Source organism: Gilliamella sp. B14448G11 (assembly GCF_016101765.1).
Lineage (GTDB): Bacteria > Pseudomonadota > Gammaproteobacteria > Enterobacterales > Orbaceae > Gilliamella > Gilliamella apicola_N.
In genome coordinates this window covers 202257-229079 of sequence record NZ_JACFPX010000002.1, presented here as the reverse complement: position 1 = coordinate 229079, position 26823 = coordinate 202257, and the positions used below count along the sequence as shown (strand labels likewise).

25 protein-coding genes and 1 tRNA gene are annotated in these 26823 nt (G+C 35.5%); 11 read left to right on the top strand and 15 right to left on the bottom strand.

Annotated features, from left to right (window positions below; translation table 11 throughout):
• Positions 1-152: 152 nt before the first annotated feature.
• Positions 153-413, bottom strand: a complete 261-nt coding sequence (locus tag H3S88_RS02285) for a hypothetical protein (protein ID WP_198227405.1) — start codon at positions 411-413, stop codon at positions 153-155.
• Positions 414-613: 200 nt separating this feature from the next.
• Here H3S88_RS02285 and metE point away from each other — a divergent pair, with 200 nt between their 5' ends.
• Both metE and metF read left to right on the top strand, forming a co-directional pair.
• On the top strand, positions 614-2887 hold the full coding sequence (gene metE / locus H3S88_RS02280) for a 5-methyltetrahydropteroyltriglutamate--homocysteine S-methyltransferase (RefSeq protein ID WP_198227403.1): 2274 nt from the start codon (positions 614-616) through the stop codon (positions 2885-2887).
• A gap of 112 nt (positions 2888-2999) precedes the next feature.
• Entirely contained in the window at positions 3000-3875 is an 876-nt protein-coding gene (gene metF / locus H3S88_RS02275) for a methylenetetrahydrofolate reductase [NAD(P)H] (RefSeq protein WP_198227401.1), read from the top strand.
• A 40-nt stretch (positions 3876-3915) separates the two neighbouring features.
• Here metF and H3S88_RS02270 read toward each other — a convergent pair.
• Positions 3916-3992: transfer RNA gene (locus H3S88_RS02270), tRNA-Met, on the bottom strand.
• 794 nt (positions 3993-4786) lie between these two features.
• Between H3S88_RS02270 and H3S88_RS02265 the strand changes: the two genes are divergently transcribed.
• Positions 4787-5206, top strand: a complete 420-nt coding sequence (locus H3S88_RS02265; protein ID WP_025316813.1) for a GFA family protein — start codon at positions 4787-4789, stop codon at positions 5204-5206.
• Positions 5207-5265: 59 nt separating this feature from the next.
• Here the strand turns inward: H3S88_RS02265 and carB are convergent, their stop codons facing one another.
• A complete protein-coding gene (gene carB / locus H3S88_RS02260; RefSeq protein ID WP_198227399.1) occupies positions 5266-8481 on the bottom strand; it encodes a carbamoyl-phosphate synthase large subunit in 3216 nt (1071 codons plus the stop codon).
• Position 8482: 1 nt separating this feature from the next.
• Positions 8483-9643, bottom strand: a complete 1161-nt coding sequence (gene carA, locus H3S88_RS02255; RefSeq protein ID WP_198227397.1) for a glutamine-hydrolyzing carbamoyl-phosphate synthase small subunit — start codon at positions 9641-9643, stop codon at positions 8483-8485.
• Positions 9644-9911: 268 nt separating this feature from the next.
• Between carA and argF the strand changes: the two genes are divergently transcribed.
• Both argF and H3S88_RS02245 read left to right on the top strand, forming a co-directional pair.
• On the top strand, positions 9912-10922 hold the full coding sequence (argF, locus tag H3S88_RS02250; RefSeq protein WP_198227395.1) for an ornithine carbamoyltransferase: 1011 nt from the start codon (positions 9912-9914) through the stop codon (positions 10920-10922).
• 92 nt (positions 10923-11014) lie between these two features.
• Positions 11015-11515, top strand: coding sequence for a phosphatidylglycerophosphatase A (locus H3S88_RS02245; protein ID WP_198227393.1), 501 nt, complete (start codon positions 11015-11017; stop codon positions 11513-11515).
• Between the two features lie 99 nt (positions 11516-11614).
• Here the strand turns inward: H3S88_RS02245 and nadK are convergent, their stop codons facing one another.
• On the bottom strand, positions 11615-12493 hold the full coding sequence (gene nadK, locus H3S88_RS02240) for an NAD(+) kinase (protein WP_198227391.1): 879 nt from the start codon (positions 12491-12493) through the stop codon (positions 11615-11617).
• Between the two features lie 155 nt (positions 12494-12648).
• Here nadK and grpE point away from each other — a divergent pair, with 155 nt between their 5' ends.
• The gene (grpE, locus tag H3S88_RS02235) at positions 12649-13233 is read left to right on the top strand and encodes a nucleotide exchange factor GrpE (protein WP_086308186.1); all 585 of its coding nucleotides are present in this window, start codon (positions 12649-12651) and stop codon (positions 13231-13233) included.
• A 56-nt stretch (positions 13234-13289) separates the two neighbouring features.
• Here grpE and def read toward each other — a convergent pair whose 3' ends face one another.
• Complete coding sequence (gene def, locus H3S88_RS02230) at positions 13290-13802, bottom strand: peptide deformylase (RefSeq protein WP_198227389.1); 513 nt, start codon at positions 13800-13802, stop codon at positions 13290-13292.
• A gap of 155 nt (positions 13803-13957) precedes the next feature.
• Here def and dprA point away from each other — a divergent pair, with 155 nt between their 5' ends.
• Entirely contained in the window at positions 13958-15064 is a 1107-nt protein-coding gene (dprA, locus tag H3S88_RS02225; RefSeq protein ID WP_198227387.1) for a DNA-processing protein DprA, read from the top strand.
• Between the two features lie 86 nt (positions 15065-15150).
• Here dprA and rraA read toward each other — a convergent pair whose 3' ends face one another.
• The 5 genes from rraA to H3S88_RS02200 all read right to left on the bottom strand — a co-directional run bounded on the left by rraA (position 15151) and on the right by H3S88_RS02200 (position 19999).
• Positions 15151-15639: a ribonuclease E activity regulator RraA gene (gene rraA / locus H3S88_RS02220; protein ID WP_086308241.1), complete on the bottom strand. Its 489-nt coding sequence runs from the start codon at positions 15637-15639 to the stop codon at positions 15151-15153.
• A gap of 90 nt (positions 15640-15729) precedes the next feature.
• Positions 15730-16632 (bottom strand): 1,4-dihydroxy-2-naphthoate polyprenyltransferase, encoded by a 903-nt coding sequence (locus H3S88_RS02215; protein ID WP_198227385.1) that lies wholly within the window; start codon positions 16630-16632, stop codon positions 15730-15732.
• Between the two features lie 72 nt (positions 16633-16704).
• Positions 16705-17892: an ABC transporter permease gene (locus H3S88_RS02210; RefSeq protein WP_086325875.1), complete on the bottom strand. Its 1188-nt coding sequence runs from the start codon at positions 17890-17892 to the stop codon at positions 16705-16707.
• A 14-nt stretch (positions 17893-17906) separates the two neighbouring features.
• Positions 17907-19046, bottom strand: a complete 1140-nt coding sequence (locus H3S88_RS02205; protein ID WP_065738095.1) for an ABC transporter permease — start codon at positions 19044-19046, stop codon at positions 17907-17909.
• Positions 19028-19999, bottom strand: coding sequence for an HlyD family secretion protein (locus H3S88_RS02200; RefSeq protein ID WP_144092639.1), 972 nt, complete (start codon positions 19997-19999; stop codon positions 19028-19030). The genes H3S88_RS02205 and H3S88_RS02200 overlap by 19 nt, the downstream gene beginning before the upstream one ends.
• Before the next feature lie 335 nt (positions 20000-20334).
• Between H3S88_RS02200 and H3S88_RS02195 the strand changes: the two genes are divergently transcribed.
• Together H3S88_RS02195 and H3S88_RS02190 are read left to right on the top strand one after the other, a co-directional pair.
• The gene (locus H3S88_RS02195) at positions 20335-21624 is read left to right on the top strand and encodes an NAD(P)/FAD-dependent oxidoreductase (protein WP_198227383.1); all 1290 of its coding nucleotides are present in this window, start codon (positions 20335-20337) and stop codon (positions 21622-21624) included.
• Positions 21625-21716: 92 nt separating this feature from the next.
• Complete coding sequence (locus H3S88_RS02190; protein ID WP_198227381.1) at positions 21717-22316, top strand: YiiX family permuted papain-like enzyme; 600 nt, start codon at positions 21717-21719, stop codon at positions 22314-22316.
• Positions 22317-22322: 6 nt separating this feature from the next.
• Here H3S88_RS02190 and rnhB read toward each other — a convergent pair whose 3' ends face one another.
• From rnhB to fabZ, 4 genes are read right to left on the bottom strand one after another with little or no spacing between them, the layout of a single operon-like run.
• A complete protein-coding gene (rnhB, locus tag H3S88_RS02185) occupies positions 22323-22913 on the bottom strand; it encodes a ribonuclease HII (protein ID WP_198227379.1) in 591 nt (196 codons plus the stop codon).
• A 36-nt stretch (positions 22914-22949) separates the two neighbouring features.
• A complete protein-coding gene (gene lpxB / locus H3S88_RS02180) occupies positions 22950-24092 on the bottom strand; it encodes a lipid-A-disaccharide synthase (RefSeq protein ID WP_198227377.1) in 1143 nt (380 codons plus the stop codon).
• A complete protein-coding gene (lpxA, locus tag H3S88_RS02175) occupies positions 24092-24871 on the bottom strand; it encodes an acyl-ACP--UDP-N-acetylglucosamine O-acyltransferase (RefSeq protein WP_198227375.1) in 780 nt (259 codons plus the stop codon). Before lpxA ends, lpxB begins: the two co-directional genes overlap by 1 nt.
• A gap of 40 nt (positions 24872-24911) precedes the next feature.
• Positions 24912-25358 (bottom strand): 3-hydroxyacyl-ACP dehydratase FabZ, encoded by a 447-nt coding sequence (gene fabZ / locus H3S88_RS02170; RefSeq protein ID WP_198227373.1) that lies wholly within the window; start codon positions 25356-25358, stop codon positions 24912-24914.
• Between the two features lie 236 nt (positions 25359-25594).
• On the opposite strand from fabZ, the gene fkpA reads away from it, so the two are divergent.
• Positions 25595-26413 (top strand): FKBP-type peptidyl-prolyl cis-trans isomerase, encoded by an 819-nt coding sequence (fkpA, locus tag H3S88_RS02165; protein ID WP_198227371.1) that lies wholly within the window; start codon positions 25595-25597, stop codon positions 26411-26413.
• Between the two features lie 17 nt (positions 26414-26430).
• Positions 26431-26799 (top strand): sulfurtransferase complex subunit TusD, encoded by a 369-nt coding sequence (tusD, locus tag H3S88_RS02160; protein WP_232352458.1) that lies wholly within the window; start codon positions 26431-26433, stop codon positions 26797-26799.
• Positions 26800-26823: the final 24 nt, after the last annotated feature.

The following is a 26823-nucleotide window of genomic DNA, read 5'->3' as shown; positions in this document are numbered from 1 at the left end:
TTCTATCCTAAAAAATAGGAGGATTGTTAATCTTAACCATATTAATTATTTTTTAAAATTTATTTTTATAAAACGGTTGGATTAACTTTAACTATTCTATCAGCATTTAGGACATTAATTTTTTGTTTAACTCTCGCTGATCAACGTTCTTTTTATTTAATTGCAATAATAATATTGTTAATGGGTACAAAAAGAATAACTGAAAATAATAATGCAATCACAATATAATCAATGCGTTGCTTGTTGGGTTTGAATGCCCAGAAACATAAATTCACAATACAGTTAAAACCAAAAATAATGGTAATAATAATGTTGTGAATTATTTTTGAAGATAAAACGACATTATTGTTATCACCCAACATAGGCAAAATTAAAATGACTTCTAAAATATAAAGGTAATATAAAAATTTCATTTTTGTCATTCCTTTAAAAAACTAGTTTTACATTATACTGTTATCCTTAAAATCTTCTAATGATTATTCGTTATAACGATAAAAAAGCAATTTGATATAGTTAAAAACTATATCAATTAATAAAAAACTAGAATTATTCAATAACATTTTTTTTTGCTATCTTTTTAACCACGCAAGAACCGTGATTAAAGGAAAATAAAATGAATACAGCAGTTATTGGATATCCTCGTGTTGGTAAACTTCGTGAATTGAAATTTGCAACTGAAGCCTACTTTAAAGGTAATAAAACCCAAACCGAATTATTAAGTGAAGCTAAAGCACTACGTGCCGAGCATTTACAACAACAAGCTTCGCAAAAAATTGCATTTATTTCGTCTAATGACTTTTCATTTTATGATGCAGTATTAGATACCGCCTGCTTGCTTAATGTTATTCCTAAACGTTACCAAGATTTGGGATTACCAGAACTTGATCGTTATTTTGCTATGGCTCGTGGTTATCAAGGTGAAAAAGGCGATGTGCGTGCGCTAGCAATGAAAAAATGGTTTAACACCAATTATCATTATTTAGTACCTGAAATAGAAGATTCAGTGCAGATCAAAGTAGCTGGTAGCAAACCATTTGACGAATATCAAGAGGCCAAAGCGTTAGGTATACAAACTAAACCTGTTGTTGTTGGTCCGTTAACGTTTTTCAAATTAGCACAATATTTAGGTAATAAACAGTTTGTTGACTTTAAAGCTGATATTATTAAAGCCTACCAAGAAATTATTCAAAAATTCACAGCTCTTGGCGCTGATTGGATTCAAATTGATGAACCAATTTTAGTGACGGATCTTAATCAAGATGATATCGCTTTATTTACAGAGCTCTATCAAGCAATCTTATCTGTTAAAGCTACTACTAAAGTGGTTCTACAAACCTATTTTGGTGATGTACGTGACTGCTACAAAGAGTTAGTGGCTCTGCCGTTCGATGGTATTGGTCTTGACTTTGTCGAAGGTAAACAGTCATTAGCATTACTTGATAATAATGGTTTCCCTTCGGATAAAGTATTATTTGCTGGTGTAGTGAATGGTAAAAATATTTGGAAAAATAACTACCAAAAAACTTTAGCATTACTCGGTAAAATTAAGCAAAAAGCAGCTAAAGTTGTAATTAATACTTCGTGTTCATTGTTGCATGTACCTTATACATTACAAAATGAGACTAAATTAACCATTCAACAACGTGCTTACTTTGCTTTTGCACAAGAAAAACTGCAAGAATTAGCGGAGCTTGGCCAGTTATTTAATGAAGCTAATCCAGAAAATAGTGAGACTTATAAAGCTAACCAAACCCTGTTTACTCGTGAGCGTGAAGGGGCAAATCAAGATGTTCGTCAAAAAGTTGCGGCATTAAGTGCATCTGACTTTACTCGTTTACCTGAATTTTCAGTACGTGAAGCAGAGCAGAAAAAAGCATTTAATTTACCATTGTTACCAACTACAACGATTGGTTCATTCCCACAAACGCCAGATGTGCGCTTAAATCGTGCTAAATTCAAAAAAGGTGAAATTTGTTTGAATGAATACACTGAATTCAATAAGAAAAAAATTGCCGAATGTATCAAATTGCAAGAAGAGATCGGTATTGATGTGTTGGTGCATGGTGAGTTTGAACGAAATGATATGGTTGAATATTTTGGTGAAAGCTTAAATGGTTTTGTCTTTACTGAAAAAGCATGGGTGCAATCTTATGGTACTCGTTGCGTTAAGCCACCAATTGTATGGGGTGATATTTCACGTTCAAAACCAATTACGGTTGAATATTCAAAATATGCGCAAAGTTTAACAGATAAACCTGTTAAAGGCATGTTAACAGGTCCAGTAACGATTCTTAACTGGTCATTCCCTCGTGAAGACATTTCACAAAAAGAATCTGTATTCCAAATTGGTTTAGCTATCGGCGATGAGGTACTCGATCTTGAAGCTGCTGGCATTAAAGTCATTCAGATTGATGAAGCAGCACTTAAAGAAAAATTACCATTGCGTAAGGCAGATTGGAACAGCGAATATCTAGATTGGGCAATTCCAGCATTTAGATTAGTACATAGTAAAGTTCAAGCAGATACGCAAATTCACACCCATATGTGTTATAGCGAATTTGCTGACATCATCAAAGACATTGATGCGATGGATGCGGATGTTATTTCGTTTGAAGCATCACGTTCTAATTTACAGTTGATTGATGTGCTTAAAGCCAATAATTTTAAAACCGAAGTGGGACCAGGTGTTTATGATATCCATTCACCGCGTGTACCGCCTGTGGCTGAAATTAAAGGAACTATTGAGAAATTGCTTGCGAAGATCGATAAACAAAAATTATGGATTAATCCAGATTGTGGTTTAAAAACGCGTGGTGAAAAAGAGGTGGTTGAAAGCTTACAACACTTAGTTCAAGCCACATTAGAAGTAAGAAAAACACTCAAATAATACTGTTTTTCAAAATAATTTAACTTTGTTAAATCTGATATTGCCGCCGCCTCATTAGGCGGCGGAAACGTCAATAAGGAAAAATAGTAATGATAACCAATGGATAATGCAGATGAAAACAAATCTACTTTTTAATCAAAAAACGGTGTTCTCCTTTGAGGTTTTTCCTCCTAAAAAAACATCCCCTTTAGAAACAATTTACAGTACTTTGCGCGAACTGGGTTATTTTAAACCTGATTTTATTAGTGTTACCTATGGTGCAGGTGGTAGCTTGAATGGCCAAACGACTATCGATATTGCTCACTCAGTTAAGCATACCTATGGTATCGAAAGTGTCGCTCATTTACCGGGTATCAATTTTGATAAAACCGAGATGAAAAAAATCCTTCACGATCTTAAATGTGCAGGTATTGATAATGTGCTTGCGTTACGAGGTGATATCAATCCAAATGTAAAACCGAAAGATGATTTTCGTTTTGCAAGTGAACTTGTCTCTTTTATTAAAGAAAATGGCGATTTTAACGTAATTGGTGCATGTTATCCTGAAGGACACCTTGAAGCGACAACCATTAAACAAGATTTAATTCATTTGAAAGAAAAAGTGAACGCAGGTACCGATCAACTGATTTCCCAATTGTTTTTTGATAATGATTATTTTTATGCCTTTTTAGATAAAGCGCGTGATATGGGCATTGATGTACCCATTGAAGCAGGAATTATGCCGGTAACGAATAAAAACCAAATTGAACGTATGGTTTCAATGTGTGGTGTTAATCTACCTAAGAAATTTAAGCAAATGATGGAAAAATATGAACATCATCCAGATGCATTCCGTGATGCAGGTATTGCTTATGCTATCGATCAGATTGTTGACCTCGTTTCGCAAAATGTTGACGGTATCCATTTATATACGATGAATAATAGCTATATCGCTCGAAGAATTAGTGAAGCAGTATCAACGTTACTTGCCGTTCCAAAATCAAAATAGTTTTATCATTAAGAAAATTTAGAATAGGGTTGGGAGGAATTGGTTGCGGGGGCTGGATTTGAACCAACGACCTTCGGGTTATGAGCCCGACGAGCTACCAAGCTGCTCCACCCCGCGTCAAAGAGGTGAGTTATATTATAGTAATAAAATAATAAAGCAATACCATTCTTTACTGAACGTATCATTTTTACACGTTTCTTAACAAATAAGCGTAATTTATATACTAAATGGTATGCGCTCCTGAATGTTTTTTACAAAATGCTACTTAAATAAGTTCACTGATTAGCTTAGGTTGGGTGTGATTAAAACGATTAATAAGGTATTATTTATAAATAAAAGTAATTTAAATGCTGAAACGGTATACACTCCTGAATAATTTTTACAAACATTCTGCTTAAATAAGTTTACCGATTAGTTTAGGTTGGGTGTGATTAAAACGATTAATAAGGCATTATTTATAAATAAAAGTAATTTAAATGCTGAAATGGTATACACTCCTGAATAATTTTTACAAACATTCTGCTTAAATGAGCTTACCGATTACCTTAGGTTTAGAAAATAGGAATCCTAGAAAATAGTGCTGACCGATATGCCTCAAGTTGTCTTTTAGGCTCACTTTTTGCCTAAATCCTTTGAAGAAAGAATAAACAGCAATGAGTGGTAACAAGAACAAAATAAGTTGCACGATAGCGAATAAACAAACCTTAAATATTTTTTTCATTTTTTGGAATTAATTATAAAAAATAACCAATGATAACATTTTATTAAACTCATTAGATTACACTTATTTTTTATTTTACCGTTTTATTAGTATGAATATTTTAACAAAATTCTATTTTATGGTTTAACTACTATTATGCTAACATCATTAAAATTACATAATGTTTATTTAATTGGAAAAGGAAAAAAATATGTCAACTCAATATCATGGATCTTGTTTGTGTGGAAAAGTTAAATTATCTGTTCCATTTGCCAATACGGATTTTAGTGCATGCCATTGCCAAACTTGTCGTAAATGGAGTGCTGGACCTTTAATGACTTTAGCGCACAGTGGTGATTTAACAATAGAAGGACAAGAGAACGTTACCCATTTTAACTCATCGCAATGGGCGGAAAGAGCATTTTGTAAAGAGTGTGGCTCTCATCTTTATTATCATTTAAAAGGTACGCAAAATTATTATATTGCTGCTTGGATCTTTGACGATATTAAGGATTTAAAATTCACGGCTGAAGTCTTTATCGATAAAAAACCAACTTGCTATGCGTTTGCTAATCAGACTCACAAATTAACCGAAGCAGATATTTTAGCCATGGCGGAAGGAAAGGCTTAAAAAATAAATTATAACTTGATGTATTTATAAAAAAAGACGAGCATTGCTCGTCTTTTTGGTTATTGATAAAGTGCCTGTAATGGTATCACACTGTGAGCAGGATCGTAATCCAGTGCCGATGTTGTGGCATAAGCAGCATTCATAGTGGTATCGTAATGGACTTTATATTGGATAGCACTACGGCGCAGTATTTTAGAGGCTTCAATAGCAGCTCGCCCTGAGGTTGTGTTAAGAATATAACTGTATTCACCATTTTTGATATGATCATGAATATTTGGCCGACCTTCATTTTCTTTCTTGACAATTTGACAGGCAATTCCTGCTTGTTGCAATGCTTTTGCTGTGCCAAGTGTGGCATCAATACTAAATCCATGAGCGATTAATCGTTTAGCAACTTCTAATAGACGTGGTTTATCTTGTTCACGAATAGAAAGTAATGCTTTGCCGGATTTTTTCATATTCGACAAGCTGCCAAGCTGTGCTTTGGCAAAGGCTTCTGCAAATGTTTTACCAATTCCCATGACTTCGCCGGTTGAGCGCATTTCTGGCCCTAAAATTGGGTCAACACCGCTAAATTTATTAAATGGTAATACTACCTCTTTAACGGAATAATAAGGCGGAATGACTTCTTGAGTGACATTTTGCTTGGCTAGCGATTGCCCTGTCATGACACGGGCAGCAATTTTAGCCAGTGGTAAGCCAGTCGCTTTCGAGACAAACGGCACCGTACGGGCTGCACGTGGATTAATTTCAATCAGATAAACTTGATTATCTTTGACCGCAAATTGCCCATTCATTAAACCTTTTACATTAAGTTCAAACGCCAATTGTTTCGCTTGTTTTCGTAGTTCAGCTAAAATTTCAGGGCTTAAGGTATGAGTTGGCAGTGAACAAGCTGAATCGCCCGAGTGGATACCGGCTTGTTCAATATGTTCCATAATGCCACCAATAACGATTTGTTCGCCATCTGCAATCACATCAATATCCACCTCAATGGCATCATCTAAAAAGTGGTCAAGCAGTACTGGCGCATTATTGGATTCACTTACTGCGGTTTTAAAGTAGCGTCGTAAATCTTGTTCATTGTATACAATTTCCATTGCTCGTCCGCCTAATACATAAGATGGACGCACCACGAGTGGATAACCGATTTGCTCTGCCTTGATCACTGCTTCATCAATATCGGTTACGGTGGCATTAACGGGCTGTTTTAAATTTAATTTATCAACTACTTCTTGAAAGCGTTTGCGATCTTCAGCTCTATCTATGGCATCAGGTGAAGTGCCAATAATAGGAATTCCAGCAGCTTCAAGGGCTCGCGCCAATTTCAGCGGAGTTTGTCCACCATACTGCACTATCACGCCATCAGGTTTTTCAACGTGGGCAATTTCAAGCACATCTTCAAGGGTAACTGGCTCAAAATAGAGTCGATCGGAAGTATCATAATCGGTTGAAACTGTTTCGGGATTGCAATTTACCATAATGGTTTCAAAGCCATCTTCGCGTAAAGCTAAAGCAGCATGTACACAGCAGTAATCAAATTCGATCCCTTGTCCAATACGATTAGGCCCTCCTCCTAAAATCATAATCTTTTTACGATTAAATTGTGGATTGGCCTCACACTCTTGTTCATAGGTTGAGTAAAGATAGGCGGTATCGGTTGAAAACTCGGCTGCACAGGTATCCACACGTTTATAAACTGGGTGAATATCATATTGTACGCGCAGATCTCGCACGGCTTGTTCTTGAGTATTAAGTAGTTTAGCAATACGAAGATCCGAAAAGCCTTTACGTTTAAGTTGCCATAATGTCTCTTGATCAAGATCATTAATGGTTTGTTGCTTTAAGCGGTTTTCTATTTGCACTAATTCTTCTATTTGCACTAAGAACCAGCGATCAATATGAGTTAATAAAAACACTTCATCAACGGTAAAACCCGCTCGAAAAGCATCGGCTATATACCAAATGCGATCGCTACCTGCCTCTTGTAGTTCGTAACGAATTTTAGCAAGATTCTTTTCATCGCTAGTATCATCGATTTTTTCATCCAATCCGCACGCACCGACTTCTAAACCACGAAGTGCTTTTTGCATCGATTCTTGGAACGTTCGGCCAATTGCCATCACTTCACCCACTGATTTCATTTGTGTGGTTAAACGATCATTGCAACCAGCAAATTTTTCAAAATTAAAACGTGGGATTTTAGTAACGACATAATCAATAGACGGTTCGAAAGAAGCAGGAGTTTTACCACCAGTAATATCATTGGAAAGCTCATCAAGTGTATAACCGACGGCTAATTTAGCTGCAATCTTGGCAATTGGAAAGCCGGTTGCTTTAGAGGCTAACGCCGAAGAGCGTGATACCCTAGGATTCATCTCAATGACAATTAAACGTCCCGTTTGTGGATCAACCGAAAATTGCACGTTCGAACCACCAGTTTCAACACCAATTTCGCGCAATACTGCAATTGAGGCATTACGCATGATTTGATACTCTTTATCTGTCAAAGTTTGTGCCGGTGCAACCGTTATTGAATCACCGGTATGAATGCCCATTGCGTCAAAGTTTTCAATTGAACAAACAATAATACAATTATCGTTTTTATCACGCACAACTTCCATTTCATACTCTTTCCAGCCAATCAGTGACTCATCGATCAATAGTTCATTGGTTGGGGATAAATCAAGTCCACGAGTACAGATTTCTTCAAACTCTTCTTGATTATAAGCGATGCCACCGCCTGTTCCGCCCATCGTGAATGATGGACGAATAATACAAGGAAAGCCCACTTGTTCCAGTACCGCATAAGCTTCTTGTAATGAGTGAGCAATGCCTGAACGTGCGGTATCCAGCCCAATTTTTTTCATTGCCTGATCAAAACGTTTGCGATCTTCAGCTTTATCAATCGCATCTGCGGTAGCGCCGATCATTTCAACATTAAACTCTTTTAATACACTCTGTTTTTCAAGTTCTAATGCGCAATTTAATGCCGTTTGTCCGCCCATTGTTGGTAAAATGGCATCGGGTCGCTCTTTTTCAATAATTTTGCGCACACATGCCCAATGAATTGGCTCAATATAGGTGGCATCCGCCATTTCAGGATCGGTCATAATGGTTGCTGGATTAGAGTTAACTAAAATTACTCGGTATCCTTCTTCACGTAATGCTTTACATGCCTGAGCGCCTGAATAATCAAATTCACAAGCTTGACCAATAACAATTGGGCCTGCGCCAATAATTAGAATACTTTTAATATCTGTTCGCTTAGCCATATTATTGCTCCTGCTTATAAATTTTAATTAATTCGATAAAGTGATCAAAAAGTGGCGCAGCATCGTGTGGACCCGGACTGGCTTCAGGGTGTCCTTGAAAACTAAATGCAGGTTTTTGATTATGATGAATCCCTTGTAATGAACCATCAAATAAGGATTTATGTGTAGCGCGTAAATGTGCTGGCAAGGTGCTCTCATCGACAGCAAATCCGTGATTTTGTGCGGTAATCATGACACGATTATTTTCTAGATCCTTAACAGGATGATTACCACCATGATGACCAAATTTCATTTTGACGGTTTTTGCACCGCAAGCGAGCGCTAAAAGCTGATGTCCTAAACAGATACCAAAAACTGGAATATTGGTGGTTAAAAACTGCTTAATTGCCTCAATGGCATAAGTGCAAGGAGCGGGATCACCAGGACCATTTGATAAAAATATTCCATCTGGGTTTAATGACAATACATCATTTGCAGGTGTTTTAGCGGGTACAACTGTTAATTTACATCCTCGTTCAACTAACATCCGTAATATATTTTGTTTAACGCCAAAATCATAAGCAACCACATGATAAGGCAATTCGCTATCCGCTTTTGATGTAGGATGCTCTTGTTGCCTTGTCCAAATACCGCAAGTCCATGTGTAACTTTCCTTGCAAGTCACTTCTTTAGCCAAATCTAATCCACTTAACCCTTTATAATTTAGTGCCTCTTGTTTGGCATTTTCGGCTTTATCTAATAAGGTCTGTTTATCATTAGCCGTAATGATCACACCATGTTGTGCCCCTTTTTCGCGTAAAATACGGGTTAAACGACGCGTATCAATATCCGCAATTGCAATTACGTTATGCTTTTTTAAATAACTGGAAAGATCCATTTCACTTCGGTAGTTGCTCGCCATTAACGGCAGATCGCGAATAATCAGTCCTTTTGCATAAATTTGGTTAGATTCGGCATCCGCATCATTTGTTCCTACATTACCAATGTGGGGATAAGTGAGAGTAACTAATTGTTCCGAATAAGAAGGATCGGTTAGGATTTCTTGATAACCTGTCATTGAAGTATTAAATACTACTTCCCCAACAGTCTGTCCATTAGCACCAATTGATTTGCCAATAAATTGCGAACCATCTTGTAACATAAGGAGGGCATAAGTTTGCATGATTAAAAAGGCCTTTTGAATAAGTTGTCATTATTTTTGAATAAAAATTCAAATTTACTTATCTGTTAAGTTACAGTGATTGGCATTTTATTACACTTTTTTATACAAAAAAAGCAATATTATAAAAATTATTTTAATAATTAAATCTAATTTTTGAGACTTTTTGACGAGTTAATAAAATATAAAGGTTATTTTGATGTTTAACTTGAATTTGCATAATTATTCAAATAGAATCGTGTGAATATTTACGGTTATTAGGAGCCACATTATGCACGGTTTTTATCAACGTCACTTTTTACGCCTACTCGATTTTACCCCTGCCGAAATCAATCAATTAATTAATCTGGCTATTGAATTAAAACAAGCTAAGCGGCAAGGGCTGGAACAAAAGTATTTACTCGGTAAAAATATTGCTCTTATCTTTGAAAAAGATTCAACACGTACGCGCTGTGCATTTGAAGTTGGTGCTTTTGATCAAGGCGCAAACGTTACCTATTTAGGGCCGAGTGGTAGCCAAATTGGGCATAAAGAGTCAATTGCTGATACTGCACGTGTGCTTGGTCGTATGTATGATGGCATTGAATATCGTGGTTATGGGCAAGAAATTGTTGAAACTTTAGCAAAATACGCGGGTGTACCTGTATGGAATGGTTTAACTACTGAAGCCCATCCAACCCAAATTTTAGCTGATTTTATGACCATGAAAGAACATATTGGCGATAGAGCATTAAGCAGTGTTAAATTTGCCTATTTAGGTGATGCACGAAATAATATGGGAAATTCGTTAATGGAAGGGGCGGCATTAATGGGTATGGAAATTCGTTTAGTTGCGCCAAAAGCCTGTCAACCCGAAGCTCAATTGGTACAGAAGTGTCAGGAGATAGCCAAAACGACAGGCGCTAAAATTATTTTAACTGAAGATGTTGCTTCAGGTGTTAAAGATGTTGATTTTCTTTATACCGATGTATGGGTATCAATGGGTGAACCGAAAGAAGTGTGGGATGAGCGTGTAAAATTATTAACGCCCTATCAAGTCAATCAAAATGTCATTAATTTGACTCATAACCCAAATGTGAAATTTATGCACTGTTTACCTGCTTTCCATGATATGAATACCACGGTTGGCAAACAAATGGCAGCACAATACGGTTTAAAAAATGGCTTAGAAGTGACTGATGACGTATTTGAATCGAAACACAGTATCGTATTTGATGAAGCTGAAAACCGCCTCCATACGATTAAAGCGGTAATGGTTGCAACGTTAGCGAAAGACGAATAATATAGTTGATAATCATAAATACTTAGCTTTGCTAAGCAACTTTTTTGCCGACTTAAAGTCGGCATTATTTTATCTAAAAGACCTTTAACATAATGACAAAACAAGAGCGAAATAAAGACTTTAAAAAATATGTGCAATTAACCAATCCTATCCATTTACTTGCGGTGGGTTTAGGGTCTGGTATGTCACCTATTATGCCCGGTACGATGGGATCGGCAATGGCAATACCACTTTGGCTGCTATTTAATGGTTTGCAACCGTATTTATATTGGGTGTTAATTGTTGTCGCTTTTATTTTTGGTTGTTTTTTATGTCAAAAAACGTCGGATGATACTCATACTCATGATTCAGGACATATAGTATGGGATGAATTTGTTGGTATGTGGATCACCCTATTTTTTATTCCACAAATCTCTGTTTTATGGATTGCTATGGCTTTTTTTGCTTTTAGAGTCTTTGATATGGCAAAACCTTGGCCGATTCGTTGGTTTGATAAACGAGTGCCAGGGGGTTTTGGTATTATGGTTGATGATGTCATTGCGGCTATCTTCTCTTCAGTTACTGTTTATGTGATAGCTTTGCTAATTAAGTAACAACTTTTATTGCTAACATAAATAGAAATTGATTGTAATCAACCGCATTAAAACAGAAGAGTAAAAGCGATTTGTCTTAAGACAGAAACGATGCATTAATTAAAACATTTTTTGTGACCAGCCTAATTTACTTGAAAGATTATTAAAATAGTCGTAATCCTTTGAGTGAATTAAATTAAATTCATATGAAGAACGGCGAATAATGACATCGTGTGATGGTTTTACGGGTAAAATGATTTGGCTGTCACAGGCAATATTCAAATCCAAGGCTGTTGTTGGGAATTTAAGATGAATAGGATTATCCCCTTTAATCACTAATGGTCTAACCGCTAAAGAATGCGGAAACATTGGTGTAATAATCAAGGCATCTAAATGGGGCGCTAAAATAGGTCCACCAGCCGATAGTGAATACGCTGTTGAGCCAGTCGGAGTAGCAATAATTAACCCGTCAGCACGCTGCGAAAATGCATTGCGTTCATTAATATAGACATCATAATCAATCATATGCGCAACTGTATTTGGGGTTATCACAATTTCGTTTACGGCAAAGCCTGAGTTAACCATTTTACCGTTATCAAATATGGATACTTCTAATAAAAAACGCGGATCATCGACATATTCACCTGCAATAACGGGGCTTAATTGTTCAATTACCTGTTCATGCGAAATATCAGTCAAAAAACCTAGATTACCTCGATTAACCCCAATCACTCTGATTTTATAGTGAGATAAGTATCGTGCTGAGCGTAACATATTGCCATCTCCACCAACCACAATAGCTAAATCAGCTTGCTCGCCAATTGTTTCCAACGAGGCATAATGGCTAACTGGAAATTGAATATATTCGGCTAATCTATCTTCTACTAATACACGAATACCAAGTTTAACAAGCCAATCATAAAGCACTTGATGGGTTTCAATTGCTTCTAATTTACGTGGAAGTCCAATTAGACCAATGCATTTAAATGGAGTCACCATAAAATATCCTTACCTTATTTTTTCATAAACATCTGTATTTTTTCGGTATAAATTAAAAAAAATACATATCAATGTCTCGATAAGCTTGTAATAATAAAAATTGTCCCCATAATAACCGTTATTCATTAAGTTTTCGACTACATTTGGAGTACCTTATGACAGAACAAGATAAAAATATGTCAGAAAATGAAGCTAACATTGACACCCCAGCAGAAGAAACAACAGAACAACCAGCGGCAGCGCAGCCGGATTTAGAAGAGCAATTGAAAGCAAAAGATACTCGTATTGCCGAGCTTGAACAAGCTTTACAATTAGCTAAAAAGAATGAAAGCGAAGCGATGATTCGTGCGCGTGCTGAAATTGATAATGTTCGTAAACGTGTTGAACAAGATGTTGATAAAGCACGTAAATTTGCGTTAGAAAAGTTTTCAAATGAATTATTGCCCGTCATTGATAACTTAGAACGTGCTCTATTATCTACTGATAAAAATAATCCGGAACATCAAGCAACCGTTGAAGGTTTAGAACTGACATTAAAATCGTTCCTAGATACGGTCAAAAAATTTGGTATTGAAGTTGTTAGCACGGAAGATTCCCAATTAAACCCTGATGTGCACCAAGCAATTAGTATGGTTGAATCACCAGAACATCAATCAGGACAAATCGTTAATACAATCCAAAAAGGTTACACTTTAAATGGTCGATTAATTCGTCCAGCGATGGTTATTGTGGCTAAATAATAGTATCGTCGTAAATAGTAGATGGTTTAACCGCCATCTATAAATGGCGGTTAATTTTATTTTTTACGTTGCTCTTCACGCGTCAGTTTTTTCATCTTTTGTTCAATTCGCTGACGTTTTAATGGTGAAAGGTAATCGATAAATAATTTACCTTTTAAATGATCCATTTCGTGTTGTATACAAATAGCAAGTAGGTCGTCGGCATCAATTTCATAAGGATTTCCATCACGATCTAGTGCTTTGATTTTAATTTTTTCCGCTCTTGGTACAAACCCTCGACAATCAGGTATTGATAAGCAACCTTCTTCAATTCCTGTCTCGCCTTCTTTACTGATCACTTCAGGATTAATAATCACATAAGGTTGACTTTTGTCTTCGGTTACATCAATTACAATGATCTGCTCATGTATATCCACTTGTGTTGACGCAAGGCCAATGCCTTTTTCTGCATACATGGTTTCAATCATGTTATCGATAATGGTTTGTAACTCTGGCGTAAATTGGGTGACGGGTTTAGCAACTTTGCGGAGTCGCTCATCAGGGAAACGTAATACCGGTAAAATAGCCATAAATTCTTCGATCTACTCCTCAAAAATCAGATTAGTTCAGTTTATTACTCATTGTAAACATTTATCATGTCATTGAATAGCCCTTATTGGCTATTGGTAGTATTTATCTTATCTATTCAAAAAATTAAATTTATTTAACATGAGTGCAAAAAGTTATGATGAGTAAATATGAATTCTTATTACGAATTTCAATGCTTGGACAAGGAAAACTTGCAATTTTTAAAAAAATTAGCCAAATTTTTGGTACAGATCTGCCTAATATAATTAATAATGTATCGTTTTTACTTGAGAAATTAGCATTGACTCAAGAGCAACAAGAAAAGTTTTTAGCTACTTCTTATTTTCATTTTGAACCGATACTTGAATGGCTCGATACCCCTTATCCTCAAAAGCATTTGATTGCGTATTGTGATTCAGATTATCCGATTTTGCTTAAGCAAATTAATTCACCACCAATATTTTTATTTGTTATGGGAAATTGTCAGCTACTACACTCTCCACAAATTGCCATGGTTGGCAGCCGTGAATTTAGTGAATATGGCGCTCAATGGGGACGATATTTCGCTGGTGAATTAGCCATTAATGGGTTAACCATTACCAGTGGTTTGGCACTGGGTTTAGATGCGATTTGCCATCGTGGTGCACTTGAGGTAGGCGGTAATACTATTGCCGTACTCGGTAGCGGATTAGCTAATATAGCACCAAGGTCAAACCTAAATTTAGTGAATGATATTTTAGCGCAACATGGTGCGATAGTATCAGAATTTTTACCTTTTGAAAAAGCAAGAACCGAATATTTTCCTCGGCGTAATCGAATTATCAGTGGGCTAAGTTTAGGGACTTTTGTTATTGAAGCATCAGAAAAAAGTGGTTCGCTAATAACGGCCCGTTATGCACTTGAGCAAAATCGTGATGTGTTTGCATTGCCAGGAGATATTGATAATCAAAACTGTGTTGGAACACATTCTTTAATTAAGCAGGGTGCCTATTTAGTTACTGAGCCAATTGATATTTTAGAGCATTATAGTCGTTATTTATCAACAATAAATCGACAAACAAAAAACGAGGATGACCTCAATAATCATATTTTGTATCCTGAAATTTTTGCTGTCATTCATCATCAACCTATTGCAGTTGATACAATTGCATCATTGGTTAATTTATCGATTCCTGAACTTACCAGTAAATTATTAGATATGGAAATCGCTGGATTAATTATGACGGTAACAGGGGGATATATTCGCAAGCGAACGATCAAATAATAGATAAACTATTATCAAAAAGTTTGAGGTGATGACTGTGTTTCAGTAAAAAACCGCCGATATTTATCGGCGGCAAGAATGATATCTTATTCTTCTATTTCTAAGGCAATTTCAGACAGAATAATACCTGTATTATCTGCATAGACAAAATCACCTGAGAAGAATGTTACGCCACCAAAGTTAACACGAATATCAACTTCACCAACGCCTTGATTTTCAGCGCCTACAGGAATTGCGGTAAGTGCTTGAATACCAATTTCAGCTTCAGCTAAATAGTCAACTTGGCGAACGGCACCATAAACAATAATACCTTCCCATTGATTTTGCAGTGCAATATCAATTAGTTCTGCATCAATCAACGCACGACGCACTGAACCACCGCCATCAATTACTAAAATTTTTCCTGTGCCGTCAGTTTGCAGAGTTTCAAAAAGTAAACCATTGTCCTCGAAACATTTAACTGTCACAATTTGTCCAGAAAATGATGTCACACCACCAAAATTACTAAATATGGGTTCCACTACGTTAACATCTTCTGGGTAGTAATCGCAAAGAATTGAAGTATCAAACTCCATCATCAGGTCTCCTTTTGCTGTCGTATTTTAATACTATATAGTATAACGCTAACATCAAGTAAAACGATATTAAAATTAAATAATCGTGAGCTAGCTCAAAATTATCCCCAAACAATAAAGTAAATTAATCAATAAAGCAAGTTTGACCATTTGTAATAGTAAAGGGAACGCATCTTTTGCTGTTTTAAAATGAAAAACGGCATAGACATGTTCAATTAACAAAGGTAGACCGAGCATAAATAGCCAACCCCAACGAGGATTTAGATAACTATAGGAGAATATGCTAAATGAGCATAATGAGCTCACCAATAATAGAAGGTGATAAACTCGCCCACGATCTTTGCCCATTAAAACTACCAGTGTTCGTTTGTGATTCATTCTGTCACTGTCTATATCACGAAGATTATTAATATTAAGTACTGCAACGGACAATAATCCACAGCCTAAAGCTGGTAAAATAATTGGTATTGGTAATGTTTTGGTTTGTAAGTAATAGCTTCCTATTACACTAATTAGACCAAAAAAGATAAGAACAGATAGATCTCCAAGACCTATATAACCATAAGGTTTTTTACCTACCGTGTAAGTTATTGCTGCAATAATAGATAATATTCCTAATAGTATAAAACTTAAAATTTCATAAATATTATTACAAGCTAAATAAATTAAAGCCAGTCCAAATAAAATACATAAACAAGTATTAATCCATAATGCTTTTTTTAATTGATTAAGCGTAATTAAACCTAACTGCAAACCCCGTTTATGCCCAGTTAAGTTTTGATCATCACTGCCTTTAATCGCATCACCATAATCATTGGCTAGATTCGATAAAATTTGTAGTAATGATGCGGTGATAATTGAGAAGAGCATAATCAGTGGATCAAAAGACCGATCCCAATACGCAAGCGTATTACCCATCAAAATGGCACAAAGTGATAATACTAATGTTTTAGGGCGTAAACTAATAATCCATGGATAATATTTATTGGGCATACAACATATTATTTATTTAAAAAATCATGCATTCATCATATCAGTAATCAATAATATATTCACGTTTTAGTACTAACTAATTGACGGTTTATTATGAATTTTTGGATTTTTAGGCCGTAAAAATTTCTTTAATTTTTTGAAATATCCTCTGACTTTTCCTTCTCGTAGTGCAGCAATAAAAAAGCCTAATGAACCATACATTACACCGAGAAAAAGAATCATAAATATATTAAATAAATTGTCTGACAGACCTAATCCCATCTGATTTACGCCGGCAATCATATTCGTTGCCCATGTTGATGGCAGCATTCTCGATACTGTTTGTACCCATAAAGGCATCGCATCAAGTGGCCATATGGTACCAGATAGGTAAAATACGGGCGTGGTTAAAAAAGCTAAAGTTAAATAGATCATCTCCGCTCGGCGTAAACACTCTGTAAGCAATTTACTTAAGCCCAAAATTCCTAATAATAGAGGAAATGTCATAATAATAATTTCAGGTATACTGGCTAATTGCCGATAACCGAGTAGCCATGGCCATAATCCAAATAGGACTATAGATAAAAATAACCATATTGGAATAATACCGAATAGACTTCCGAATATAACAATCCTTGGTGGCTTACCTTGTGGCAAGGAGTGTAGGGTAATATTGATTCGCGTTGAGGCAATTAAAAAGGAGTGTTGCAACAACATGACTAATAGTCCAGGAAAGGTTATTGCTGCAAAGCTGATACCAGCATTATAAAGTGGCATCGTTTGCCCTTTTATTGGCGATAAAATGATATTAATCTGCTGATCAGAAAACCCGCCATTACGCATTACTCGCATATTATATTCGGTCAATATTTGTTGATATATTCCCTTAATATCAACTTGTATCAAACCATTAGCTAAACGGCTAGAAGCATCGCCATAAGCAGGAATGGTTACATCTTGACCATTTAATAAGCGTTTTTCAAAATCCCTTGGAATGGTAAAAACTGCAAACAATTTACGATTGTTTATATCATCATAAGCTTGTAATGAATTTTCATAGGTTAGGACATTGATTTTAGAACTGGTAGTTAAAGAACGAATCAAACTGCGGCTCGTCGCGGTATGATCTTGATCGACAATAGCAACGGGTAAATTAGTGATAGTACCATTAAGATAAACAAGACTCATTAATGAGACAGATAATAGCATCAATAACCACATTGGTCGCATTAGCATAAAGAAAAACATTTTTACAGCTGAAGAAAAAAATAGCTTAAGCATCCAAATATTGCCTCTTACTGTGAATGTAAACGCTTGACTAAACGTTTTCTAACTAACACTGTAATAATTATTGGATAGATCATCAAAATACTACAGGTTTTTAATACGGATAGATAACTAGAATGCCGTAAAAATAGATCAAACAATTTATTGAGCGCATAAGTTAAAGGCTCAAGTGATGAGATAAACCTAGCTATCCAAGGCATAGATAACTCTGGTACAACCACGCCTGAATAGGTTAATGCAAGCCCTACTAAAACCCCAATATAAGTATATGCATCTAATGTTGTTTTGGTAAACGTGTAAAGCAAAATACCAATACTTTGTGCCGCAATTACATAAAAGAAAACCACCATCATCATAGCAAATGGCGAACCGGATACTCGAGCATCAGAAAATAAAACCAGCATTGCTATTTCAAACATCAATAACATGGTATACCAAATGGTATAAGGGGCTAATTTACCTAATACAAATGGATAATTAGGTCGAGTGCGTTTGGGTAATTGCGACAAAATATAAATAGTTGTCGTAACCACAAATAATTGCAACAAATGTACTACTGCCGAAAATTGTTGGAAGTACATCGAGTTACCGCTTGCATTAAATAGCCCATCATAATTGAAATTAACTTGAGCAAGTTTTGGAACGGGTAAACCAATACTGGTTGCCATGGTAGTCCGATATTGGGTGTTTAATGATGCAATTAACCCTGAATAATCCATTATTGAATATAAACCAGCACTATAATATAGAGCATTATAATAAAGCATTGGTGTTGGTTGACGACCAGCTAACACATCTGCTTCAAAATTAGGTGGTATATAAAGAACGGCATAAATCTTGGCTTTTTCTAAATCATGCTCAGCCATTTTTAGCTGATTATCATAATTAATCAAATTGGCATGTGCGCCAGCGTTAAGATCCCGTATTATTTCACGAGATAAAGAGCTTTTATCTTGATCAACATAGCCTACCGGTAGATCAAACAGTACACCTTTGTGAAAGATACTGCTAATTAACACAAAGATAATTAGCGGTAAAATCCACATTAACCAATGGAAAGTAAATCGCTTAAATATAACTGGTATTTCATCGTTAAAAGCGTCTTTAAAGCGATGCCAGAAGTCTAAAACTAGTTGTCTATTTTCCATAATGTACTCATACCTGCGCGTAAGCCTTCTACAGGTTTAGTTGGATAAAGTCTAATTTCAAACGTTTTTAAATCAAAATCACCGGTTGCACGAGTGGCACGTTTGGTTGCATAATCACCCATTGGTGAAATAAAACGAACTTCCGCTTCAACTTCTTTGTTACCAAGTGCGGGAACTTCTAGCTTAATATGATCACCTTTATGAATATGAGGCATAATATTTTCACGAATATTAAACACAAAATAAGCTTGTGGTAATCGAATAACGGTTAATAGTGGACTATTGGCATTAAATAATTCGCCTACTTCAGCAGGAATCGAACCTACTTCTCCATCTACTGGGGCTTTAACTTGCAAGTCATCAAATTGGATCTGTAATTGCTTAAGTTGTTCTTCAGCTTCTTTTAATTTGGCATCATAAATTTGTCGTTGTTCAACACGATCACCATTTCGTGCTTGATCTAAATTAGCCTGTGCTGATAAAACTTGTTGATAAGCAGCATCACGCGTTTTCAGCGCATTATCTAATATTGATTGTGATACAAAGCCTTTTGCTGAAATTGCTTTATTACGATTGTACTCTTTTGAGGCATTGTCATAAGCTACTTTAGCTTGTTCGAGTAATGCTTCATAATAACGAATACTTTCTTCACGTGTGCCATGTTCAGAAAGTGATACTTGTGCTTGTGCTTGATCTCGTGCTGCTTCGGCCGCTTTAACTTGTGCTAAAAGTTCTGGACTATCAAGCGTAATTAAGACATCATTTAGTTTGACATCATCACCACGATTCACATGAATAACTTGCACTCGCCCCTTTGCTTTAGAGGAAATGCTAACATTAGGCGCATCAACTTCGCCTTGTAAGATAAGTTCGCTATGATGAGCACGAATTAAGATCGTCATCGAAATTAATATAACAATCAATGCTATAACAATAAAAATTTTTTTATTCATAAATTTGTTTTGAATGACAATTGTAAGAAAAGGCCTAAAGAACTAGGATAATTGTACGCAATCAAGAATTAACATACGTCATTAATGATTACTATATCACACGATATAGTGTTTTACTTAAACAAACAAAGCTATATTTTTAAACCAAAATAAAGATTACATGGAATAATTTATAACTTGATTGTTTACATTCTATTTCACCCTTAAATAAATTTCAATAATTCTAAACCACCATTTTAATAGATTTTATTTATGAATATCATCAGTCAAAAGAAATAGATAAAAACCTACTTATTTAGTAAGATATTTTTAATTAAATTAATAAGGCTTTAATTATGCAAAAAATAATTATTATAGGTGGTGGTGCTGGCGGTTTAGAGCTCGCTACTGATCTAGGTGATAAATTAGGCAAAACGGACAAAGCTCAAATTACCTTAGTTGATAAAAATAGTTATCATTTATGGAAACCATTATTACATGAAGTAGCAACGGGTGTCCTTGATGAGCAAGTTGATAATATTTATTATGCATCTCAAGGTCAACAGCATAATTTTGAGTTTACCCAAGGTACATTTACCGATCTTGATCGAGATAGCAAGCGAATTACGGTTATCAACCATAATGATGAATCTATTTCTATTGATTACAATATTCTGGTTATTGCCATTGGTAGTACCTCTAACGATTTTGGTACACCTGGTGTTAAAGAACATTGTATCTTCTTAGATGATCAAAATGCGGCTATTCGTTTGCGAGAAACCTTGATCAATAAATTCACTAGTTTTTGTTCAATCATTGATGATCATCAAAGCACTGATGAAGATAAAATCCGAATTGCAATCGTTGGTGGTGGAGCAACCGGTGTTGAATTAGCTTCTGAATTACCAAATATGGTAGAAAAATTTGGCGCCTGTGGTCGTAACAAAATGTGTTCGGATCTTCTAGATGTGTCAGTTATTGAAGCAACTGATCGTATTTTACCTGCTTTGCCAGAAAAAACGGCGATAAGTATTACTAAAACGCTTGAAAAACAAGGTATTCATGTATTAACAAAAACCATGATTACAAAAGCGGAAAATGATGGATTTTATCCAAAAGATGGCGGTATCATCAAAGCTGATATTATGATTTGGACTGCGGGTGTTAAAGCACCTGATTATTTAAAAGAAATTTCAGGCTTAGAGTCTAGTCGTTCCAATCAATTGGTGGTAAAACCGACATTGCAAACTTCCCGTGATGACAGTATTTTTGTTATTGGTGATTGTGCTTATGCAATGCAAGAGAATGGTCATGCCTCACCACCTACCGCTCAAGCTGCACATCAAATGGCAAAAATATGTTATGAAAATATTATCAATATACTGAATAACAATCCATTGAAATCATTTAAATATACCGATAATGGAACAATCATTTCTTTACATGATACTGCACAAGGTGTGGTCAAAATAGCTGGAAAGAGTGAAATGAGTGTTAAAGGTTGGTTTGCATTAATTATTCATCGATTATTGTATCGAATGCATCAAGCCAGTTTATTGGGTATCTTTAAAACGATTCGTTTTGCTCGTGCTAGTAAATTTATGTACAAAACCAAATCGACTTCCATTTTTTGTAATCGTAATTAATTATTAAAATAACAGCTACTTAAAAGTTTTTTAAGTAGCTTTATTAGATTATACTACTACTTTAATTGATTCGATTTTATAGGTAGTGGTTAATGCGTTTTATTTTCATTTTTGGTTTACTTTTCGCTAGCTATACAGCTTTAGCAAATTATCAACCACAAGATGGTGATATTATTTTCCAATCTTCTCAATCAAACCAAAGTAAAGCCGTTGAGCAGGCAACTAAGTCGCCTTATAGTCATATGGGTATCATTTTTACTAAAAATGGCAAACCTTATGTTTTTGAAGCAGCAAGTAAAGTGGTTTATACACCTTTAGATAATTGGATAAATCGCGGAAAAAATAAAAAATATGTGATAAAACGTTTAAAAGATCATACGTTATCACAAAAAGAAATTACCAATTTAAAACAGGTCGCCAAAACATTTGAAAACAAACCTTACGATATTTGGTTTGGTTGGGATGATAACTATATTTATTGTTCAGAATTAGTTTGGAAAATTTATAATCGGGGACTTAAACTGAAAATTGGTCAATTACAAACCATTAAAGATTTTAATCTGTCATCACCAGCGGTTAAACAAAAATTAAAAGAACGCTATGGTAATAAGATACCTTATCAAGAAACTGTAATTTCACCTGTTGCGATGTTTAATTCACCACTATTAATCACTGTTGATAAGCGCTGGTAGTTGACTTTAGCATTGCAGTAATTTTTTTATTGGTGCAAAGCTTTTACGATATAAATGGTTAATGCCATGTTTTTCTATTGCAATTAAATGATCTTTGGTTGGGTAACCTTTATGTTTAGCAAGACCATATTGGGGATAAAGTTTATCTAACTCGACCATCTCGCGATCTCGTGTGACTTTAGCTAAAATCGATGCAGCACTGATTTCTGCCACTAATAGATCACCTTTAACAACGGATTGGGTTTGAATGCCAAAATTGGGGCAACGATTGCCATCAACTAAGACATAATTGGGTTTGATTTTTAAGCCAGATACTGCTCGCTGCATCGCCAGCATAGTAGCATGTAAAATATTTAGCTCATCAATTTCATCCACCGATGCTCTGGCGACACACCAAGCTAATGCATTGTCTTTTATCACTTCAAATAACTGTTCACGTTTTTTTTCAGTAAGTTTCTTTGAGTCGGTTAAACCAACGATAGGTTTAGTTGGATCTAAAATAACTGCTGCAGTAACAACATCGCCACATAGCGGTCCTCTTCCAACTTCATCGACACCCGCTATTAATGTAGCATCAGGGTAAGTAAATTCTAACAACTATATAAATCCTCTAACAGCGTATTTTTTAAAACACTAATCCTTTAAAACATCTAATACTGCTTGTGCAGCTTGTTCATCAGCATTACAACGAATTTGTTTATGTAAAGTGAGAAAGGTATTTTTAACTTCGGTATTATCTCCTTCTAAAAAAGGGATAATATGATTGGCGATATTTTCTGGTGTGCAATCTTGTTGTAATAGTTCGGGTACAAGTTCTTTTCCCGCTAAAATATTGGGTAAAGAAACATAAGGCGTTTTGATTATTTTTTTAGCTAACCAAAAAGTAAAGGCTTTCATTTTATATCCCACCACCATTGGGCATTTGGCTAACATACATTCCAATGCTGCTGTGCCAGATGCCAAAATAGCGGCATTACTTGAAATCATTGCTTCACGCGCTTGACCATCTAATAGCTGCACTTCAAGATTAGGGGCGATTTGGGCTTTGATCTGTTCAAACTCTTTACGTCTTTTGGCATTAACTAACGGTACCACAATATGCAAATCAGAGTAACGCTGGCGTAATAATTGTGCGGCTTTTAGAAATGGTTCTGACAGTAAAGAGACTTCTGCGTGACGGCTACCAGGCAATAAAGCCAAACAAAGACAATCAAGAGGGATACCTAATTGCTGACGCATTGCTTTTTGATCTGGATTTAGTGGGATATCATCTGCCATCTTATGACCGATAAAACGGCAAGGAACATCAAACTTATCATAAAACGCTTTTTCAAAAGGTAAAAACGCTAAGATAAGATTAGTATTGCGTTTTATTTTAAATACTCGTTTTTGCTTCCACGCCCAAACCGAAGGACTCACATAGTGAATGGTTTTAATGCCTGCTTGTTTAAGTTTGCCTTCTAACGAAAGATTAAAATCAGGGGCGTCAATACCAATAAAAATATCAGGTTTTAATTCAATGAGGCGTTTAGTGATGTCGCGACGAATAGCTAAAATACGACGTAATCGACCTAACACCTCAACGATGCCCATAACCGAAAGTTCATCCATTTCATACCAAGCTTTACAGCCTTCAGCTTGCATTTTTGGCCCAGCAATACCGATAAACTCAATATTGGGATGATGATTTTTGAGTGCACGAATTAAACCAGCACCAAGAATGTCGCCCGAGGTTTCCCCTGCGACTAACGCAATGGTTAATGGTTTATTTATCATTAACGGATGATGCCACGTGTTGAACGTGAAAAGAAATCAATAAATAATTGGACTTCAGGATACTGTTTAGCTATGGTTTCAATCTCTACTTTGGCATCGTCTAATGTTAAGCCATTTCGATAAAGAACTTTATAACTATTGCGAATCGCTTGCAAAGCCTCTTTACTAAATCCACGGCGTTTTAAACCTTCATAATTTACACCGTGAGGCGTTGCATGATTACCTTGGGCAATAACATAAGGTGGTACATCTTGAGCAACTCCAGAGCACCCACCCACCATAACATGTGAACCAATAACACAAAATTGATGTACGGCTGTCATGCCGCCTATAATTACATAATCATCTAATTGGACATGCCCGCCTAAAGTTGCATTATTAGCTAAAATACAGTGATCACCAATAACACAATCATGAGCAACATGCGCATTAATCATAAATAGATTATCATTGCCAATACGCGTTAATTCACCACCCTGCACGGTGCCACGGTGAATGGTTACGCTTTCGCGAATCATGTTGCGATCACCAATTTCAGTGCGCGTTGGTTCACCACGATATTTTAAATCTTGGTTAACTTCACCAATTGAAGTAAATTGATAAATTTGATTATCTTTACCAATTTTAGTGTGACCGTTGATGACTACATGTGATTTTAAAAAAGTCCCATCACCAATTTCAACATTTTCACCAACAAAGCAAAAAGGTCCAATTTTGACATTATTGCCAATCTTAGCCCCTTTTTCTATTACTGAACTTGGATGTATTTCCGTTGACATAGCATTTCCTTAATACTTTTGGGATATTTCAAAATCAATATTATTTACGTGCACACATCATTTCGGCTTCACAAACCAGATTACCATCAACGGTTGCAACACCATGGAACAATGCAATACCACGACGTTCTTTAATATATTCAACGTCTAATACGAGTTGATCACCAGGCACTACAGGGCGTTTAAAGCGAGCTTTATCAATTGACGCAAAATAATAAAGTTGTCCCGGAGATAACTCTTCAATACTTTTGAAAGCTAAAATTCCAGTTGCTTGAGCCATCGCTTCTAGAATTAAAACGCCAGGAAAAATCGGTTTATTTGGAAAGTGGCCTTGGAAAAATGGTTCATTAAAAGTGACATTTTTAATGGCTTTTAATGTTTTGCCTTTTTCATAGCTAAGTACACGATCAACCATCAAAAATGGATAACGATGAGGCAATAAACAGATGATTTCTTCAATATCAAGGGTATTAAGTTCGGTAGTCAAAATAGCTATCCTTTATATTATTTGCTATAAATTGCACCTATTATAACTGAGGATGTGGCTTTCACTCAAGAATGATTTGAATAGTACTTTTCTTTTATATGAATCTGCTTATGCTATGTTATTATAATTTATTTACATAAATGATTTGTAAAAACTATATTATCTTACATTAAATCATTTATAATAATTTAAATAGTAAAATTGAGCTATAAAAGTTTCTAACTCGGAGAGGTAGTATGAAATCATTGATTAAAATGACATTAGTAAGTAGTGCAATCGTATTAGCATTGGTTGGGTGTGATGATAAAAAAAATACAACCGATAACAACGCCAGTACCAATAAAGTGACCATATCAACTGATGCACAAAAAGAAGCTTATGCATTAGGCTCTTCATTTGCTTCATACATGGCAACAAATTTGGAGCAAAATGAAATTAGTCCAGATAAAGAATATCTAATTAGTGGTTTTAATGAAACATTCCGTGATGCTTCTCAACTTTCAAAAGATGAAGTCAAAGATGTTTTAGAAGCATTTGGTAAACGAATTCAAGAAGAAAGTAAAGCTCGTTTTGAAAAAGAAAAAACGGAAAATACTGCTGCTGGTGATAAATTCCGGGAAGAATTTGCTAAACAAGAAGGTGTTAAACAAACGAAATCTGGATTACTTTATCAAATCATCAATGAAGGTTCAGATCGCCATCCAAAAGCTGATGACACCGTTATTGTTCATTACACAGGTACTTTAACAGATGGTCGTAAATTCGATAGTTCTTATGACCGAGGTGAAACTGCAACTTTCCCTCTTAATGCGGTAATTAAAGGTTGGACTGAAGGAATTCAATTAGTTGGTGTGGGCGGTAAAATCAAACTTGTGGTACCACCAGATTTAGCATATGGTGATCAAAGTTTTCCTGGTCAAGATGATAAAGCAGGTATTCAACCAGCATCAACATTAGTCTTTGAAGTTGAATTACTTGGTATTGATGGTGATAACAATGATAAAACTGAACAATCAACATCTGATCAAAATAAAAACAACAATAGTGCTAAATAAGATTTAGCTGACTAATTTTGACTGATTCATTAAGTTATACACTTGTTGTTATGGGTCCCGCATATGGGACCCAATCTGCTTATTGTGCCTATCAATTTGCACAAACTTTGCTATCCAAAACTTCCCATACAATTAAAAATATCTTTTTTTATGCAGATGGTATCTATAATGGTAATAAGTTTACCGATCCCGCTAGTGATGAATTTGATTTAGTATCGGCATGGCAGGCGTTGGCAAAAGAGTATTGTTTAACGTTAACTATTTGTGTCGCTGCCGCTCAAAGACGAGGTGTTATTGAAACGAATCTTGCTGATTGTTTTCAGTTAACTGGGCTTGGTGAATTAAGTGCATCTATTGCAGAAACAGATCGAACTATTCAATTTTAGTATTAAAATTTTAGTATTAAGGCT

Excerpts from the sequence above, each read along its gene's own strand:
- H3S88_RS02200 (WP_144092639.1), bottom strand. The coding sequence starts at position 19,999 with ATGAATAAAAAAATTTTTATTGTTATAGCATTGATTGTTATATTAATT.
- lpxB (WP_198227377.1), bottom strand. The coding sequence starts at position 24,092 with ATGATAAATAAACCATTAACCATTGCGTTAGTCGCAGGGGAAACCTCG.
- carB (WP_198227399.1), bottom strand. The coding sequence starts at position 8,481 with ATGGCTAAGCGAACAGATATTAAAAGTATTCTAATTATTGGCGCAGGC.
- lpxA (WP_198227375.1), bottom strand. The coding sequence starts at position 24,871 with ATGTCAACGGAAATACATCCAAGTTCAGTAATAGAAAAAGGGGCTAAG.
- metE (WP_198227403.1), top strand. The coding sequence starts at position 614 with ATGAATACAGCAGTTATTGGATATCCTCGTGTTGGTAAACTTCGTGAA.
- H3S88_RS02190 (WP_198227381.1), top strand. The coding sequence starts at position 21,717 with ATGCGTTTTATTTTCATTTTTGGTTTACTTTTCGCTAGCTATACAGCT.
- H3S88_RS02215 (WP_198227385.1), bottom strand. The coding sequence starts at position 16,632 with ATGCCCAATAAATATTATCCATGGATTATTAGTTTACGCCCTAAAACA.
- fkpA (WP_198227371.1), top strand. The coding sequence starts at position 25,595 with ATGAAATCATTGATTAAAATGACATTAGTAAGTAGTGCAATCGTATTA.
- H3S88_RS02195 (WP_198227383.1), top strand. The coding sequence starts at position 20,335 with ATGCAAAAAATAATTATTATAGGTGGTGGTGCTGGCGGTTTAGAGCTC.
- dprA (WP_198227387.1), top strand. The coding sequence starts at position 13,958 with ATGATGAGTAAATATGAATTCTTATTACGAATTTCAATGCTTGGACAA.
- argF (WP_198227395.1), top strand. The coding sequence starts at position 9,912 with ATGCACGGTTTTTATCAACGTCACTTTTTACGCCTACTCGATTTTACC.
- H3S88_RS02245 (WP_198227393.1), top strand. The coding sequence starts at position 11,015 with ATGACAAAACAAGAGCGAAATAAAGACTTTAAAAAATATGTGCAATTA.
- nadK (WP_198227391.1), bottom strand. The coding sequence starts at position 12,493 with ATGGTGACTCCATTTAAATGCATTGGTCTAATTGGACTTCCACGTAAA.
- grpE (WP_086308186.1), top strand. The coding sequence starts at position 12,649 with ATGACAGAACAAGATAAAAATATGTCAGAAAATGAAGCTAACATTGAC.
- H3S88_RS02265 (WP_025316813.1), top strand. The coding sequence starts at position 4,787 with ATGTCAACTCAATATCATGGATCTTGTTTGTGTGGAAAAGTTAAATTA.
- rraA (WP_086308241.1), bottom strand. The coding sequence starts at position 15,639 with ATGGAGTTTGATACTTCAATTCTTTGCGATTACTACCCAGAAGATGTT.
- H3S88_RS02205 (WP_065738095.1), bottom strand. The coding sequence starts at position 19,046 with ATGGAAAATAGACAACTAGTTTTAGACTTCTGGCATCGCTTTAAAGAC.
- H3S88_RS02285 (WP_198227405.1), bottom strand. The coding sequence starts at position 413 with ATGAAATTTTTATATTACCTTTATATTTTAGAAGTCATTTTAATTTTG.
- carA (WP_198227397.1), bottom strand. The coding sequence starts at position 9,643 with ATGCAAACTTATGCCCTCCTTATGTTACAAGATGGTTCGCAATTTATT.
- H3S88_RS02210 (WP_086325875.1), bottom strand. The coding sequence starts at position 17,892 with ATGCTTAAGCTATTTTTTTCTTCAGCTGTAAAAATGTTTTTCTTTATG.
- metF (WP_198227401.1), top strand. The coding sequence starts at position 3,000 with ATGAAAACAAATCTACTTTTTAATCAAAAAACGGTGTTCTCCTTTGAG.
- def (WP_198227389.1), bottom strand. The coding sequence starts at position 13,802 with ATGGCTATTTTACCGGTATTACGTTTCCCTGATGAGCGACTCCGCAAA.